The sequence below is a fragment of the Faecalicatena contorta genome (assembly GCF_022835095.1).
Taxonomy (GTDB): Bacteria; Bacillota; Clostridia; order Lachnospirales; family Lachnospiraceae; genus Faecalicatena; species Faecalicatena contorta.
Map to the genome: position 1 here is coordinate 137563 of NZ_BQNQ01000001.1, position 17555 is coordinate 155117.

Here is a 17555-nt window from a genome sequence, read left to right on the forward strand (position 1 = left end):
CATATGAGTATCATCTTACAAATTGTTTCCATTGCAGTATGTTTACTTATGTTATACGGGCTTTGCCAGGAGATGAAAAAAAGGCATCTTTCAGAAAACCAGGCAATCTTATGGATCGCAGGGGCGGCGGGCCTCCTGCTGCTTTCCATATTTCCACAAATACTGCCATGGGCTGCAGAGCTTCTGGGAATCTGGTGGCCCCCTGCATCACTGATCTTTTTCTTTCTCATTGTAATCATAATGATAATCCTGCGCCATACGGTCACAATTTCTTCTATGGAAACAGAAATTAAGGAACTGGCCATGCAGGTAGCCCTTTTAAAAGATGAGAACAGTGAACTGGAAAACATGTTAAACAGCAAAACCAAAGGGGAGAACACGAATATATGAAGGTATTGATTTGTGGAGAATACGGTGTATACTGCAGAGAGCTGATTTCCAGACTAAGGAAAGAGAAGCATGACATTTTCGTGATAACAGGTTCAGAGAAAGCACGGAGAGAGAAGCCAAGAACCGGAGTTTTTCAGGAGTATCATTTCAGCTATCGTAGCAAGAATATTGGTACAATCATGAAAAATGTGCAGGCTGATGTGCTCCTGATCCTGGGAGTCTGCGATACCAAATTCACATGGCAGGATATCAATCAGGAGTCGGTGCGCTATCTGACCAGCATCACCAATATCCTGATGAGCGCAAAGGAAGCCGGAATCAGACAGGTCATCTACTGCTCCTCGCTGGGGGGTTATGATGGATGCGAAGATGCTGTGATAGATAAAAACACAGACTTTGAGGCAGACTCCATCCTGATGCAGACAGTGATCCAGACGGAATACATGTGTGCGGAGCAAAATATCCCGGGGGAGTTTGATATATGCGTTATTCGCTATCCGGAGGTATTCGGAGACTATAAAACTCATAATTACAATATCTGTGCAAGGCTGATGGAAAACTTCTTTACCAGTACAGAGATGCAAATTGAGGCGGGAAAGCAGCACCGGGTGCTGTTTGTCAATGACGCTGTAGATACACTGATGCGGGTATTCCTGACCGGAGAGCGGGAAAAGAGTTATCTGGTGCCAGGCTCCGATTACACAGAACGACAGCTCATCGAAGCGGTCAGGATTGTAATACCAGGCAGAGAGACTGTCATCAGGGAGGCTGAGTATGCAGGAGCGTCTCTGCCCGAGATACAAGATCCGTATTTGGAAAGGCTGGGAATCTATGAAAAGTACAGTCTGGAAGATGGTCTGAGAGAACTGTTTAAAATATTTGAAAAAGAAAAGGACCTGGAAATAAAGGAAGAGAAGAAAAAATCTGTAATCAAGGATAAATTAATTCCCCTGGCGGAAAACGTAGGGCTTTTTCTCTTCATGACACTGCTTACATACTTACTAAAGGACACCTGGTTCGGCAGCATTGCAGACCTCTATCTGCTCTATGTAGTCATAATAGCCGTGGTTTACGGGTGTGCACATGCGTTGTTTGCGACGCTGCTCACTCTGGCGGCCAAAACCGGCGAGATTCTAATAACCGGCGGCACGTTTGATTATTCCGCATTCACAGGGATCCTGCAGATTCTTGTGGTCGGCGTAATTGTAGGGCATATGAGGGACAAATACCGAAGAAAAAACGGAGATCTGGAGGATGAAAAAAAATATTACCAGAGCGAACTTGTAGATATGACGCGTATCTATGACGGCAACAGGTATGTCAAGGAAATTTATGAAAAGCGGATTGTAAACTATGAGAATAGTATGGTAAGGGTCTATGAAGCCTCCAGCCAGCTGGATTTCTGGGAACCACAGAAGGTGATTTTCCAGGCCGTCGATGTGGCGAGGGAACTGATGGACATTCAGGACGTAGCCATCTACATAACGGGCGGCAGTGCGGGCTATTTGAGGCTTGCCGCAGCTTCGTCCGAAGAGGCCCGCCAGATGGGGAAATCCATTCATGCAGATGAAAACTTCTTCATGCATCGGGAACTGGTTGAGAGAACAGTATACCGGAACAGGGAGGTGGATTCCGTGCTGCCGTCCTATGCATGTGGAATATACGATAGAGAGAATTTGAATGCCGTCATCATGCTTTGGACAAAAGACCTCTCCAAGATTAATCTTTATGAGTCCAACATGCTGGCGCTGATCTGCCGGCTGATTGAATCCTCCATGAACCATGCGGCAACATACTGGAACCGTCTTGCGAACCAATATATAGAGGGAACAAACGTGCTGAGAGAAGAAGAGTTTGACAAAATGTGCCAGATCTGCCAGGAAGGTTCCCAGCAGAATAAGCTGGAGTATACGGCCCTCAGGATATCCGGCCGGTTTCTGCAGAGCAGGGGAAAAGAAGTCTTTGCAAAAATAGCCTCCTTGGTAAGGCAGACGGATATCATCGGTGAAAAAGATGAAAATATCTGCATTCTTCTTATGAACACAAATGAATCGGAAGCCAAATATGTGATTCAGCGCTTTCAAAATGCAGGAATACCGGTTGAAAATGGAATTGGATGATAGGAGCTGGCGAGCGTGGAAAACAAATGGATGATATGGATTTTGATTATAAATACGTGTCTGGCACTGGTGTATTTCCTGTACCGGGGCGTATGGAAAAAAGAATACCGAAAAGCAGTTCTTTTGACCGTATTTATGATACTGACTCCGGTGGTGGGCACTATCTTTTTATCGTGCAGTGAACTTTTCAATTTTATTCTATTTCATAAGCGGGACGGTCTGCTGAACGAAGAGGAGCTGAGCTTCAGTAAGAAAAGAACCCGAATGATTATAGGCGATGATATAGAGAAAGAGATCGACCGGGTACCCATAGAAGAGGCGCTGATGATTTCTGACACCATGAACAGAAGGCAGCTTTTTTTGGAGGTACTCAAGCGCCCGGACGTGGAGGAGTATATGGGAGGAATCCAGAATGCCATGGCCCAGGAGGATTCGGAGGTAGTTCACTATGCGGCTTCCTATATAACAGATACCATAGCGAAATACAAAGATACGGAAAAACGCCTTCGTACGATCTATGAGGAAAGCAAAGAGAGCGATACACTTTTGTTGTATCTGCAGTTCTGTGATAATATGCTTCACAAAAAAGTGTTCAGCGAGCCGGAGCAGAAGATCTATCTTAATTTTTTTGAAGGATATATGGAAGAACTCTATCAGAAGGATAAAACGAAGGTAAATGGAAACATGCTGGCAGATATCATTGAATTACGGAATGAATATCAGGATGCAGGCGGCATTGAAAAATGGGTGAAACGGGCAGAGGATATCATGGAGCAGGACCTTGCTGCGGCAAAAGAAGTGCTGAAATATTACTTTAAGATAAGGAACAGGAGCGGGTTTAGCGAAGCTGTCCGGCGGATAAAGGAGTCGTCTCTGGTTCTGGACAGCGAGCTTCTCGAGTGGGTGAGGTTTTACCCGTCAGACGGATAAAACCGGCGGCAGAAGGCCGGGGCGCACAAAGCCGCGATACCATGGCACAGGAGGTGCACCATGGCGCTGGAATTCCAGGGCGTACTTGAAAAAACAGACAGGGTGGTAGATGACAATGATATGGGAAAATGTGTGGACAATGATAGGGAGCGCGATTGGATATTTTTTGCTGACACTGGTGCTTCCCTCTGTCTGCCTCAGAAAATATACTGCTCAGAAAGAGCTGACTTTCCGTTTTTTCTTCTACCAGTGTATGGGAAACTTATACCTGAACTTTGTGGTTATCTTTCTTGGATTTCTGCATTTTATCAATTTTGTTTCTTTGCTGGTCATGTTGGTTATTCTGCCGTTATCCGTTACTTGTTGGAGGGAGCGCAGAATAATCACCACGTTTCGGAGACGTGCAGCGAAAATCCTGAGAGAACTGATATTAGGGATCTATGGATTCCAGGTATTTTTCCGCAAGATCAGGCTGAACCTAGAAAAATGGCTGCTGAAAAAAAAGAGGTCCCTCAAGGGCAGCGCAATAGAAATCCTGATATTCTGCGCTGTCATGGCGTGGGTCATCTGGTTTTACGGATGGTATAAAATGCATAATACAGGATATGGCCATACGGACGAAGAGACTCATCTTTACTGGATTGGGGCGCTGATCCACGGGAATATGTTTCCGGCCGGTATGTATCCCCACGGAGTGCACACCCTGAATGCGGCGCTAGGAATCCTATTCCCGCTGAATGTTACCCGGGTTTACCTGAACTTTTCGGTTCTTTCAACCGTCATGGTCTTTAGCTCGGCATATGCACTGTTCAGAAAAGTTTTTTCCAATAGATATGTGGCAATGGCGGGCTGGGCATTTTTTGTTCTGACAGATTTGTTCCATTCCACGTCCTATTTTAGGTTTCAGTTTTCGTTTCCAATGGAGTTCGGCCTTGTTGCGGCCTTTGGCATGATCTATGCTATGCTGGCGTACATAAAAAAGAAGCAGAAGGGTGATTTGATTCTGTTTTCAGCCTGCATCACGTGGACACTCATGGCCCATTTTTATGTCACCATTCTCTGCCTGATTATTTGTGTTTGCTTTGGGGTAGTATATCTGATTCCCATACTGCGCAAAAAAGTTTTGCTTCGTTACGCTGCGGCAGGGATCGTAGGTGTCTTACTGGCATGTATCCCGTATATATGGGGTTACCTGAACGGTTATGAATTTGAACGCTCTATTGAATGGGCGCTGGGAATCACGCAGACTACAGCAGAATCAGAGAACCAGAAGACTGAGGGGCCCCGCCCGGAAGATGCGCAGAAGAGTAACTGGCGGGAGGAGGGCGCTCTTTCGTTTGCACAGGATCTGCTGAAAGATGAATCTAAATATCTGTCGTACAATTTCGTAAGCAACAGAGATACCGCCAGGCTGCTCATGCTGGCGGATGGAGCACTTGCCCTGTACGCCATGCTGGGACTGGTTCTTTCAAAAAAGAGGGTGCGTTATTTGGGATATTTGTTCTGGGCGGTGCTTTGGGAGGTCTGTGCAATCCTTGCATGTGCGTATTATCTGAACATTCCTGTTTTAATTGAAGTAAAGCGAATGGCGACTTTCCTGTCATTTTTGACCATCCCTCTGCTGGGGCTGCCTTTTGAGATGCTGTTTACCCTGCTCAGGCTGTGCAGGGTAAAAGAAAAATATCTGGAAATGTCTTTTGCGGTTCTGATCACCGGCGGTATCTGGGCCATGTCGTCAGCGGGAAGAGTGAAGGAAGAACGCTATTACAGTATTACGATTTCGGAGGCAGATATGAGGGTGTGCCTGGATCTGTGTGAAAATCATGAAAAGTATACATGGACGGTCATATCACCTACCAATGATTTATCTGTAATACGCTATACCGGATATCACTATGAGATTATAGATCTGATAAAAGCACTGGATGAAGGAAAGAAAAATATCTATATTCCGACTCCGGATATATATGTGGTAACGGAACGACATCCCATCTCATTTACCAATGACCGTAGAAAAATTGACAGGAGTGACATCGATGCACCGGATAATGTACAGGAGATCAGCCCGGAACTGGCGCTTCAGGATGTGGAGTGGGACCGGGATACCAGTGGTCTGCATGGTGCGGATGCGCCGTATTATTTTCAGCGGGATGTGGTGATGTCTAAGCTCCATTATTGGATGGAGGCGGTAAAGAAGATTTATCCGAACCATGTCTCGGAATATTACCAGGATGAGACGGTCACTGTCTATAAGATTACACAGGATCCTTATTTTACATTAAATTTGTCAGTGGATTATAAGCAGCTGGCAGCAGATAGTATACATTAATCTGCCGCTAGGCTGCAGACCCGCCCGAAGGGCATGAATTACGGGGTGCCCTTTGGGTATACATTAATCTGCGGCTTTAATGCAGACCAGGATGCAGAATAAGTTACAGGGGGCATAGAATGAAAAAAATACTTTTGATGATACCGGCGTACAACGAGGCTGAAAATATAGGGGCTCTTCTAAAGCAAATGAAAGAGGCCGGGCTGGAGACCAGTATGGATATCCTGGTGATTGATGACTGCTCCCGGGACGGCACGTCGGAAATTGTGAAGGAGTCCGGGTTCAAGGTAATCCGGCAAGTTTTTAATATGGGGTATGGGGCTGCTCTGCAGACTGCTTATAAATATGCCGTAGAGAAAGATTATGATTACCTGCTCCAGATGGATGCGGACGGACAGCACGACCTCTGCAATGTGGAGGTGCTGTGCGGGAAACTAGGCTGCTTTTCAGAGGATATGGATACATATCCGGATATTGTCATTGGTTCAAGATTCCTGGAGGGGAGCCAGTCTTTCCATATATCACGGCTAAAAAAATATACAATTCTTTTTTTCAGAAAAATCATTAAAAAAGTGACAGGATGCTGTCTTACCGATCCGACCAGCGGACTTCAGGGGCTTAACAGAAAGGCATTTTCGTTTTACGCTTCCTATAATAATTTTGACTTGAAGTATCCGGACCTGAACATGATTGTGCAGATGCTTCTGCTCGGCTTTTGCATCGAAGAGGTGCCGGCCATTATGCATGAGCGCACCGCGGGAGTGTCCATGCATACGGGGCTCCTTAAAGTGGGAAAGTATATGATTTTGATGATGTTAAGCACATGGAATGCCTGGTCGCGGTATAAGACAGGGAGCACAAAATGAAATTACTGAATAAGTTTAGCATTTCCCAAAAAAACCAGCTGAAGAAATATATCTTTGTTTACATAGTCCTCATACTGTTTTGCCTTTTGCTCGTTTTCCTGCTGGTAGGCAACCTGGATAATATATGGCGGAGCATTCATGAAACCAACAGGGTGGAAACAGACAGCCGTGCCGAGTATCAGGCGGTGGTAAAACTGTCCGAGAAGCTGGAGAAAGAGCACATTGCGCAAGCAAAGCAGGACACTGCGGTTGAAAAGACCGTTGTGTGGGGAACGGGCACGGCGAGTTATAAAGCGGTTGCCCTGCAGCTTAATAATATGAAGGAGGACTTCCGTACTGAAGAACAGTTGGAGGAGTGCGCGGGGGCGGAGATCCTGTTTGTATGCAAAACAGATTTTAATGACCAGGAGATTCAGATGCTGGAGGAGTACAGCAGAGCGGGGGCCGCGCTTTTCTTCACGGAAATCCCATCCGAGGCTGCGCTTGAGAAGAAGAGCGTCAAAGATCTGCTGGGGATTGACACCTATAAAGGGATACAGGAAAAGAAGGGGATCCGCCTTACAGAAAACCTTTTATTTGGGGAGATTACAGAAAGTCGGGAATCTTTCACAATGAAGTCCGTAACACTAAAAAGACAGGCAGAGGTATACGGTTCCGCGCTGCAGAGTAAAAAAGTAAAAAACGAAAATCTTGCGCCTGTATTCTGGAGATATCAGAGCAGTGCAGAAGGCGGGAGCATATACGTGGCGGACAGGGAGCTTATGGCGGGTACCATGGTCTATGCAGTAGTCAGTTTCCTTTTTACAGATTTATACCAGGCCTATATGTACCCGATAGTAAATGCATACTGCTTTGCCGTCTCGGGGATGCCCTATACGGATGAATTCACCTCCGAGTATCTGGAAAAAGAATACCAGCGTGATAGCATGGGAGTACAAAATGATATTTTCTTCCCGGAATTTCGACGCTGTGAAGAGAGGTACGGCGTAAAGACCACCTGGTATACGGATGAACGTGAAGAGATCAAAAAATACTCGAATGCCATGCTTGCGTATTATCTGGATGGAATTGTGGAAGGAAACAATGAGATTGGTACGCTTAATAACTACAGCCTGAAACGGGAGGTGGACTCCCCTTTTGATAACCGGCTTGTGTTATGGAATTCTGATTTTGAATGGACAGATAAGTTAACAGATAGCGTCTGTATCCCATACCGTGCGCTTACAGAGAAAAAATATCAAAACATCATATTTCACGATAAAGGAATCTGCCGGGGAATGGGATTGAACACTGTTTTTACAGACATTTCTCCCTTTTTATATGAAACAGATGAGAAGAAGCAGGAACGCTGGATCGACTACTGCCGGAATCTGGAGACAGTTCTGGGGGTTGAAAAGGAAGATATTCCATGGCTGGAACGAGTGACAGTTGGTGAGGCCGTGTACAGAGTAAAAGCATTTCAAATGATGGAGCCGGAGATTAGATATTCTGATAAACAGATTGATGCGGTGATCGGAAACTTTACGGGAAAAGCGTACTTTTACCTGTCTCTGCCGGCGGACCGGGAAATAAAAGGGGCAGAGGGCGCCTCGGTTACCAGAATCAGTGATGTGCTGTATCTGGTAGAGGCTGAAAAAGCGGATATCAGGATAACGTATGAGGAATAACATAACAGGTACTAGTACAGCATTGCACTAATAATTCAGCAATAAGCACCTGTTCGCTACGCCATAGCTGTACCTGCTTTCGCTAGACGTAGGAAACACTACGCCGTCGCGGAAGCAGGCACAACTCTGACGCAGATATCAGGCACTTATTACCGAAAGATTAATGCACTGCTGTACTAGTACTAAAATCTGGGCAGCAGGGTGGTATAAGAAAGGAAAGGGTTTGTATGAAAGTATGTTTGATTGTTGAAGGAGCATACCCCTATGTCAATGGCGGGGTATCAAGCTGGATGCAGGGGCTGATGCTTGCCATGCCGGATGTTGAGTTCGTGGTACAGTCCATAGCGGCAAGCCCGGATGCGAATCTGCAGTTTAAGTACCAGATTCCCTCCAATGTCAGTGAGATTCAGGAGGTCTATCTTCTTGACGACGATTACGTAAATAATAAAACACAGAAAAAAGTTGCCCTAACGGGGGAAGAGTACGATGCATTCGAGAACCTGATGTTTGAAAGCAATCCAGACTGGGATGTCATTATCCGGTTTTTTGCCGAAAAAGAGGTGTCGTTGAATGCGCTGCTTTCAGGGAAGGACTTTTTTAAAATGACACTGGATTATTATAATGCAAATTTTCGCAGAGTTGCATTTTCGGATTTTCTCTGGACCATGCGTTCCCTGTATCTTCCGCTGTTTACGATTCTAAAATCCAGAACCGAAAAGGCAGATCTGTACCATTCCGTGTCCAGCGGATATGCCGGTATCTGGGGGTGTATGCAGAAGAGCCTGTACAAACGTCCCTTTCTGATGACGGAGCATGGGCTGTATACCAGGGAGCGGGAGGAAGAGATTATCAAAGCGGACTGGGTAAGCGGGATTTACAAGGATATCTGGATTGGGCAGTTTAAAAAGATAGGGGAGTGCTGTTACCAGTATGCGGATAAAGTGGTTTCTTTGTTTGAAGATGCCCGCAGATTCCAGATAGAGCTGGGATGTGATGAAAATAAGACAATGGTTATTCCAAACGGCGTAAATTATCACAAATTTGAAGGTATCCGGCAGAAAGAGAATCAGGATCCATATATCAACGCAGGGGCAGTCCTGCGTGTTACCCCGATCAAGGACGTCAAGACCATGATCAGTGCATTCGCCCTGGCTAAAAACAAGGAGCCGCGGCTGAAGCTATGGATTATGGGCGGTATGGAGGAAGCAGAGGATTATGCTGAAGAATGCCGCGCCATGGTGCGGGACATGGACATTAAGGATGTGGAATTTACCGGAATTATCGATGTAAAAGAGTATATTGGCAGGATGGATTTTCTAATACTGACTAGTATCAGCGAGGGGCAGCCGCTTTCCATACTGGAGGGCTTCGCCGCCAGGAAACCATATATTGCAACAAATGTGGGGAACTGTAAGGGGCTGATCGAAGGGGAACGCGACAATTACGGCCCTGCAGGATACGTCGTACCGGTTATGGGCGTGTCCGAAATCGCCCGTGCGATACTGAAACTTGCGGAGGATGAAAAGACCAGAAAAAGGATGGGGCAGGCAGGTTATCAGAGAGCCGTAAAGGCGTACGATGAATCGGTGGTTTTCGGCACATATTACAATCTTTATCAGAAATTGACAGGAAGCGGGGAGGTGTGAGCATGGCAGGCATCGGATTTGAATTAAAAAAAATATACAGAAAAGAAAGCATATCCAGGGGAATGCTGGGCGTTGTCTACAGCTCCCTTGTGACGATTGGACCTATGATACTGGTGATTGTGGCAATCCTTCTGCTCTATTTCTTTTTAGGGATGACAAAGGTGCCCTATGCGGACAGAGAGCTGCTGTCCTCCACGATTCTTTACACCTTTATCTTTTCCGTCATACTTACCTCACCGTTCAATGTAATCTTTTCCCGGTATCTGGCGGATAAGTTTTACACAGAGGAGTATTCCAACATACTGGCATCCTATTACATGGGAAATTCTATATGCTGTATCATTGCGACACTGCTGTTCCTTCCGGTGGGATGGAGTCTAAGGGTACGGGGGGAGATAGACCTGCCATTTATTATTGCGGCCTATATTCAATGGATTTCCCTGGTCATTTTATTCTTTGCAGTTACATATCTGCATGCGACCAAGGATTATAAGATTATCGCGCTTTTTTTCGTAATCGGTATGGCGGTCAGCTTTCTGGTGTCGTTTGCCTTTTATAAAGTGGCTGGGCAGGATGCAATCCATTCTATTATATACGGGCTTTCCCTGGGATTCTTTTTGATTGCGGTCTGCGACTTTTCCTATATAAAGAGGTATTTCAAAAGCGTGTCTAACGAATATGGGGAGTGTATGCACTATTTATGGTCGTTTAAACGGCTTTTAGGTGCTAATTTTTTATATATTCTGGGACTGTATGTTCATAACTTTGTATTCTGGACGGTACCGGGGCGTCTCTTTGTGGCCTCCACGTACTACAGCCACCAGGCATATGATATGGCCTCATGCCTTGCTATGTTTACAAACATTTCTGTTATGGTATCCTTTATGGTTGTGGTGGAGACACGGTTCCACACGGCCTATAAGGAATACATGGAGGGTGTCATAGGAGGAACTTATAAAATGATAGTAAAGGGGAGAAAGAAGCTGTTTCGGACGCTTTCCCAGCAGATCATCCAGGTATTTGGCACGCAGATTGCAATTACATCGGTTGTATTTCTGTTTATGGTATTGTTTGGCAAGAAAATAGGGTTTGACAGTGTTACCATGACCATCTATCCGATGCTTGTGGTTGCTTTTCTGGGAATCTTTATGATGTACGGAAATATCATCTACCTGTATTACTTTGCGGACATGACCGGGGCGTTTCTGACCGGGGCGCTTTTCTTTGCGGCCACTCTGACCTGCAGCCTGTTTTCTAGTAAATGGCCGATTCCCTTTTGGGGTGCGGGAGTATTTATCGGAATGCTTGTGGGCTGGACATACAGCTTTTTTAGAATACGCTGGATCGAAAGAAATCTGGATACCTTCATATTCTGCGATTACAAAGTCGTGGATACGATGAAGTCTTCTAATAAAGGAAAAGTTGTTTACCGAAAGAAGGAGCGCAATGCAGCAGGATAGTGGAAAAAGGCTGCTGCAATGGAATATCATTGTCAGTATGCTAAGCCAGGTTTTGTCTCTGGTGATTAATCTTATTTCAAAGCGGGTGATATGCCTGTACCTGAATGTGGAGTACCTGGGCCTCCAGAGCCTGTACTCCAATTTCTGTGACGTACTGTCCTTTGCATATTTTGGCGCGGGGACGGCGATGCTGTTTAGTTTTTACGGTCCTCTGGCCAGAGGAGATAAGGAGAGGCTGGCTGCCATTTACCGTCACTATGATGGCATTTATAAAAAAATGACCTGTGTAGTCCTCGGAATCGGTTCTATATCCACCATATTTGCGGTGTTCTCGGTCAATGCCAGTATCAGCGATTTAGAAGTGGCTGTCACGTACCTGACATTTATGCTGTCCGTCGTTCTATATAACAGGCAGATGGTGAGGAATTACTTTATCCAGGCGGACCAGCGCAGATATTTTGTGGCAGCGGTGACCGGAGGGGTGGATGCCTCTGCCCTTATTATCGAGATCCTGCTTCTAAAGTACTTCAAAAGCTATGAGGCATTTGTAGTCTGCATACTGGTTAAAAATATACTGATAAACGGGATTTTCGGTAAATATCTGAAGATCCGCTATGGGTATCTATTTAAAAGGGGGAGCAGGCTGGAAAAAGAAGAGGCGGATACGATCAAAAGCAATGTTTCCGATATGGTGATGTACCGATTTGGAAAGGTTCTGATCAGCAATACGGATAATATCTTTATCTCCCGCTTCATCAGTACTGCTATGGTTGGAATTTATTCGAATTATCAGTTTATTATCGCAGGAATTACAAGCCTGATTGCCGCTTTCTACGAGGCTATTACGGCAAGAGTGGGCCAGATGCTGTCCATGAGCGAAAGAGAAAACCAATATCAGGGCTTTCAGTTCTATTCGTTTATCAATTCCTGGATGGCGGGAGCCACGATTGTCTGTTTTTATTATCTGGTTCAGGATTTTATCAGGATCTGGATGGGGTCGGTGGACCTGCTTTCCCGGGAAGTGATTATTGTGATCATTGTAAACTATTACCTGGAAATATGCAGATCTGCCACCAAGATGTACCGGGAAAGCGCCGGGCTGTTTAAAAATATTAAACGCATGATATTGATCAAGGGCGGACTGAATATCGTTCTTTCCTTTGTACTGGGAAAAATATGGGGGCTGTGGGGAATTTTAATTGCAACGACTATTGCATCGGCTGCCACGCTTTTCTGGTACGAACCCCTCATTGTATTCCGGTATTTTAAAAAAAGCTTTATGAACGAAATCTATTATCAGTTCATCACGCTTCTGCAGATGGCGGCATCCTTCCTTGTTACAGGGCTGGCCGTCGGGGCGCTTCCGGAAGGCGGAGTCCTGCACTTCCTCTTGAAAGCCGCTGTGTGCGGGGTGGTATGCAATCTTTGCTATCTGGTATTCTACTTTATCTTTAAACAGAGTATGAAAAAGTATAGCAAACCATAGGCAAAACCGGTTTGTGCCGTGAAGTATTGCCGAAGAAGGAAATGGTATCTGGAAGAGGAGGCATTATGGAGATCAGCTTTATTATCCCCGTATATAATGGGGAACAGTTTATACGCCGTTGTATTTGTGAAATCCGCAGATGGGAGTGGGAGGAGCAGATAGAGATTCTGATCATTGATGACGGGTCTACGGACTGCACGGGGATAATCTGTGATGAGGAGGCCGCTGCAGATAAACGGGTCAAAGTGTTTCATATTGAGAACTGTGGACAGGGACTGGCCAGAAATTATGGGCTCAGGGCGGCAGCGGGGAAGTATATCTGTTTTGCGGATGCAGATGACAGGGTGGACACCAGGAACATCTACCGATTGTGGGAACAGGCAAAATCCGTCCACGCGGATGTCGCCATGGGCGGTTATTACAGGACAGACGACCGAACAGAGGAGTGGGTGCACGTGCCCGGAGAAGGCCTGATGAAACGGCGGGGAACAGACGCAGAAATGGGGCTGTACCATAAGGTGAAGACGCAGAGCATGTTCGGCTATGTGTGGAATAAATTATACCGGCGGCAGTTTCTGCGGGAGCAGGATATATGGATGGATGACATCCGGACCATGAATATGGAAGATTTTATGTTTAACATGAAGGTGTGGAGCCGCAATCCGGTGTTTTACTGTATGGACTGTCCGATCTGCTATTACATAACGGCTCATGCGTCAACGACCCGCAGACCAGATCCACAGGTTCATACGAAAAGCGTCAATATGATCCGTACGCTTGTTGGTTATCTCGATGGGGAGGGCGTTCTGGAAGAGAACCTGGATATGGTGGTTCCGGTGATTATGAGGTCTTTCTGCTGGTCAATGATAAAAAACATCCCATATGAAGGGATGTCTATGAGACGCCTTGAGGAGCGGGCTGGGACGTTTGCTTATGCCCCGGAGGTCGAAAAGGCGCTCGGCGCTGTGGATGCATCAAAACATTTAAAATCCCTTGTCTCGGCGCCGCAGAGGTGGTTCTATCGTTTCTGCATGTGTGCGCTGAAGCGGAAAATGATTAAAAGCATCAGCCGCATATTTTATATATGCTATCCGCTGATGAAACGATATGCATCGGCAGTTCTAAAGTAGAGGAGCGAAAGATATGATAAGTGTAATTGTCCCTGTTTACAGGGTGGAGCAGTATCTGGATGCATGCATTGAATCCATACTGGGCCAAACATTTCAGGACTTTGAGCTGATCCTGGTAGATGACGGCTCCCCGGATAACTGCGGGGAGATCTGCGACAGGTATGCCGGGCAAGACGCCAGAATCCGCGCCGTGCACCAGGAAAATCGTGGGCTGTCCGGGGCCAGAAATACAGGAACCGGCCTGGCAGAAGGGGAGTATATTACATACATCGACAGCGATGACAGGATCGGGCCAGAATATTTGGAGGTACTGTACAATAATGCCGTAGAATACCGGGCACAGGTATCTGTCTGCGGGTACTGCCTGGTATGGGAACACGAAAGTGGGCAGAGCAGAAATGGGCAGAACAAAAAGAAGGGGGAACAGGACTTTCATACCCTGGTTTATACCGGCAGGCAGGCTGCCGAGAAGATCGTGAAAGAAAGCACGCGTGCGATGATTACTGCCTGGGGAAAACTTTATCACAGAGACCTGAAGCCGCTGCTGGTATATCCGGAAGGAAAGACTCACGAAGATGAGTTTGTGACGTACCGCGTTTTTTATGCAGCCAGACGGGTCGCTGTATCAAACCGCCCGCTGTACCATTATCTGCAGCGCAGCGGGAGCATCATGAATGACGGCTTCCGGGAAAAGCGCCTGGATAAGATCAGGGCGCTGCGGGAGGCTGTTACATTTTTCCGGGAGAACAATGACCGGGAGCTGGAACGGTATGCGAGGAAACGGTATCTGACCAATTTGCAGATCGCATGGTACCGGACCGCGAAGTTTCTGCCGGATCGAAAAGAGCTGAGCGGGCTGCTGCGGGCGCAATGGAAGTTGACTTACGGTATATATAGGAAAGAGATCCTGGAATGCGGGGGATTTATGGAGCGGTTGTCGATCCGCATATTTTCCGTTTCACCGCGGGTATACAGGGTGATGGCGGAGGTATATCTGAAATTATTTCCGGAGGTTTGAGACGATTAAAAAAGATAGAAAAATCCAAAAAGCACTACGATTTATGATTCTTATAGTTCTATTGGCGGTTGCGGTTATCTGGGCGGTATCTGAGTACCGGGGCAGGCTTGCTTTTACTTACAGGGAGAGTGGCAGCAGGGTGGCAAATCCCTTTCAGGGAGTCTATTTCCAGTGCTCCGCCGGGGATACTGACAGGCTCTATGATATGGCGGAGGAACACCCGGACTATGATGTAGTTCTGCTTACCTATCTTTTGGATGACGAGAGGGAGATGGATGTGATACCAGAGGATAAGGTACAGGATCTGGAAAATGCACTGAGCATTGCCAGGGAACTGGGGCTTTCAGTTATATTCCGGGCAGCATATGATTTCCAGGGGGAGTATGAGGATCCGGATTTTGATATCATGCTAAAGCACATCCGTCAGACAGGGAAGGTTCTGAATGCTTATAAAGACTGTATCGCGGGAGTCCAGGCCGGTATGATCGGTGCGTTTGGAGAATGGACCCAGAGCCGGTACATGGATACAAAAAGGTACCGTATGGAGGTCATACGTGCTTGGGAGAGCGTGCTGGATGAAAGAATTCCCGTGTCTGTAAGAAGGCAGAAGTTTATACGGGAGGCTGAAGCATGGGGGTGCGATACCGACAGGCTGGGGGTCTATAATGACGGGTTGTTTTCCAGCGAAAGCGATCTGGGTACCTACAGGGAAGATTACACAAGAGAAGAGGATCTGAGGTGGTCCGCTGCGAACATTAAGGTGCCGTTTAACGGAGGAGAGATGCCCTTTATCAGTGAATTCACCGATATACACAATGTGGCGGAAGAAGCGCAGCAGCTGAATCTGTCGTACCTGCATGCGGAGTACAATCATGAGGTGTGGCAGTACTGGGCGGGGCAGGAATATGACAATATGCCGGGGGATGAATACATTAAAATGTATCTGGGCTGCAGGCCGTGGGCAGAATCGTTTAGTATCGACAGGCATTTTACGGCAAAAAAGCAGTTACGGCTGGAGCTGGAGATAAGAAACAGCGGCTTTTCCATGATCAATCCGAACTACCGGTGGTATTTTATTCTGCGGTGCGGAGAAGCGGAAAAGCGGATAAGGGCCGATTCAGAAATGGAATCAAAGGAAAAGGGGACAGTCAGCGCCGAATTAGCGAATCCCTTTCCGCGGGAAGAGCTGGAGAAAAACGGAATGACTGTGGGAATCCAAATCTCAAAAGAAGAGCCGCGGGATATAGTTGAAGCTTACTGTGTCCGGCTGGCAAACGACAAAATGGGATATGAAAACGGAATTAATATTTTAGCAAATATCAATCAGTGAGGACAGAGGGTAAATGAAAAAGCAGCGTAAACCGTGCTGGCTGGAAAAGGCATATTGGGTGGCATGTGAAAAGATCCTGGGTTTCCTGGCATTGCTGCCGGCCAGGGATCATAAAATCGTGTTTGATAATTTTGGAGGAAGGGGATACGGCTGCGATCCGAAGTATATAGCAGAGGAGCTGTTAAAGCGGGACGAGGATCTGGATCTCGTATGGCTGACCCGTGGTATGCCGGAAGAATTTCCAAAAGGTATCCGTCCGGTCCGGTACGGCGGAATCAGGGCGGTGTATGAGCAGGCGACGGCGCGGGTGTGGGTGGATAACTTTAAGAGCGGTATCCGCATACGGAAAAAGAAGGAGCAGTATTATATTCAGACATGGCATTCTTCCCTGGGACTGAAAAAGAATGAACAGGATGCCGTGCAGCTGGACCGGGCTTATGTAAGAAAGGCCATGCGGGATGCATCCATGACGGATCTGATGTATTCTAATAACGCTTTCCGGGCGGATAAATACAGAAATAGCTTCTGGTATCATGGAGAAGTGATGCGGTGCGGACATCCCAGAAACGGTGTTCTGCTCCATACGCCCCCCGCGGTAATCCGGAAGGTACGGGAATATTTTGGGATACCGGAAGAGAAAAAGATCCTTCTCTATGCACCTACTTTCCGGTCGAAAACGGGAAGCGCAGGGTACCGGCTGGATATCGGCGCCTGCCTGGAAGCTCTGCGGGACAGATTCGGAGGGGATTATATCTGCCTTTTCAGAATGCATCCCAATGTGGCATATCAGGGTACGGAATGCTCGGAGGGAATAATCCCCGCCTCTGATTATCCGGATATGCAGGAGCTTATGGCTGCCGCGGATGTCATGATTACGGACTATTCCGGGAGTATGTTTGAGTTTATGCTGACGGGAAGGCCGGTATTTCTTTTTGCGGGGGATATTGCCCGGTATCTGGCTGATGAGCGGGAATTGTACTTTACCTTCGAAGAGCTGCCCTTTTCCCTGGCAGAGAATAAAACGCAGCTGCGTCAAAATATTCTGGAGTTTGATTGTGAGGAATATAAAGCAGCGTGCATGCAGTTTATGGAGCTTGTCGGGATGGAGGAGGACGGAGAAGGGGCCAGGGTGCTGGCGGACCGGATCTTAGAAGAGATACATAAAAGGCAGACGGATTGCTGA

At 46.7% G+C, this 17555-nt stretch carries 14 protein-coding genes; all 14 read left to right on the plus strand.

Annotated features, from left to right (window positions below; translation table 11 throughout):
- Nucleotides 1–3: 3 nt before the first annotated feature.
- The 14 genes from MWG26_RS00605 to MWG26_RS00670 all read left to right on the plus strand — a co-directional run bounded on the left by MWG26_RS00605 (nt 4) and on the right by MWG26_RS00670 (nt 17555).
- A complete protein-coding gene (locus MWG26_RS00605) occupies nt 4–390 on the plus strand; it encodes a DUF2304 domain-containing protein (RefSeq protein WP_081732986.1) in 387 nt (128 codons plus the stop codon).
- On the plus strand, nt 387–2510 hold the full coding sequence (locus MWG26_RS00610; RefSeq protein WP_025653990.1) for an NAD-dependent epimerase/dehydratase family protein: 2124 nt from the start codon (nt 387–389) through the stop codon (nt 2508–2510). The genes MWG26_RS00605 and MWG26_RS00610 overlap by 4 nt, the downstream gene beginning before the upstream one ends.
- A 15-nt stretch (nt 2511–2525) precedes the next feature.
- Nucleotides 2526–3440, plus strand: coding sequence for a hypothetical protein (locus tag MWG26_RS00615; protein WP_025653991.1), 915 nt, complete (start codon nt 2526–2528; stop codon nt 3438–3440).
- 60 nt (nt 3441–3500) lie between these two features.
- The gene (locus MWG26_RS00620; RefSeq protein WP_240285592.1) at nt 3501–4028 is read left to right on the plus strand and encodes a hypothetical protein; all 528 of its coding nucleotides are present in this window, start codon (nt 3501–3503) and stop codon (nt 4026–4028) included.
- 1 nt (nt 4029) lies between these two features.
- Nucleotides 4030–5769, plus strand: coding sequence for a pilus assembly protein (locus MWG26_RS00625; protein ID WP_240285593.1), 1740 nt, complete (start codon nt 4030–4032; stop codon nt 5767–5769).
- A gap of 119 nt (nt 5770–5888) precedes the next feature.
- Nucleotides 5889–6635, plus strand: a complete 747-nt coding sequence (locus MWG26_RS00630; protein ID WP_025653993.1) for a glycosyltransferase family 2 protein — start codon at nt 5889–5891, stop codon at nt 6633–6635.
- The gene (locus MWG26_RS00635) at nt 6632–8302 is read left to right on the plus strand and encodes a DUF2194 domain-containing protein (protein ID WP_025653994.1); all 1671 of its coding nucleotides are present in this window, start codon (nt 6632–6634) and stop codon (nt 8300–8302) included. Before MWG26_RS00630 ends, MWG26_RS00635 begins: the two co-directional genes overlap by 4 nt.
- A 227-nt stretch (nt 8303–8529) precedes the next feature.
- Nucleotides 8530–9948: a GT4 family glycosyltransferase PelF gene (gene pelF, locus MWG26_RS00640; RefSeq protein WP_025653995.1), complete on the plus strand. Its 1419-nt coding sequence runs from the start codon at nt 8530–8532 to the stop codon at nt 9946–9948.
- A gap of 2 nt (nt 9949–9950) precedes the next feature.
- Complete coding sequence (gene pelG, locus MWG26_RS00645) at nt 9951–11408, plus strand: exopolysaccharide Pel transporter PelG (RefSeq protein ID WP_117441164.1); 1458 nt, start codon at nt 9951–9953, stop codon at nt 11406–11408.
- Entirely contained in the window at nt 11395–12894 is a 1500-nt protein-coding gene (locus tag MWG26_RS00650) for an MATE family efflux transporter (RefSeq protein WP_025653996.1), read from the plus strand. Before pelG ends, MWG26_RS00650 begins: the two co-directional genes overlap by 14 nt.
- A 65-nt stretch (nt 12895–12959) precedes the next feature.
- Nucleotides 12960–14024: a glycosyltransferase family 2 protein gene (locus MWG26_RS00655; RefSeq protein ID WP_025653997.1), complete on the plus strand. Its 1065-nt coding sequence runs from the start codon at nt 12960–12962 to the stop codon at nt 14022–14024.
- Nucleotides 14025–14037: 13 nt separating this feature from the next.
- Complete coding sequence (locus MWG26_RS00660; RefSeq protein WP_025653998.1) at nt 14038–15042, plus strand: glycosyltransferase family 2 protein; 1005 nt, start codon at nt 14038–14040, stop codon at nt 15040–15042.
- Nucleotides 15043–15085: 43 nt separating this feature from the next.
- The gene (locus MWG26_RS00665; RefSeq protein ID WP_025653999.1) at nt 15086–16372 is read left to right on the plus strand and encodes a DUF4874 domain-containing protein; all 1287 of its coding nucleotides are present in this window, start codon (nt 15086–15088) and stop codon (nt 16370–16372) included.
- A gap of 13 nt (nt 16373–16385) precedes the next feature.
- Nucleotides 16386–17555 carry a CDP-glycerol glycerophosphotransferase family protein gene (locus MWG26_RS00670; protein ID WP_117441163.1) on the plus strand — a complete coding sequence of 390 codons (1170 nt, stop codon included), beginning with the start codon at nt 16386–16388 and terminating at the stop codon, nt 17553–17555.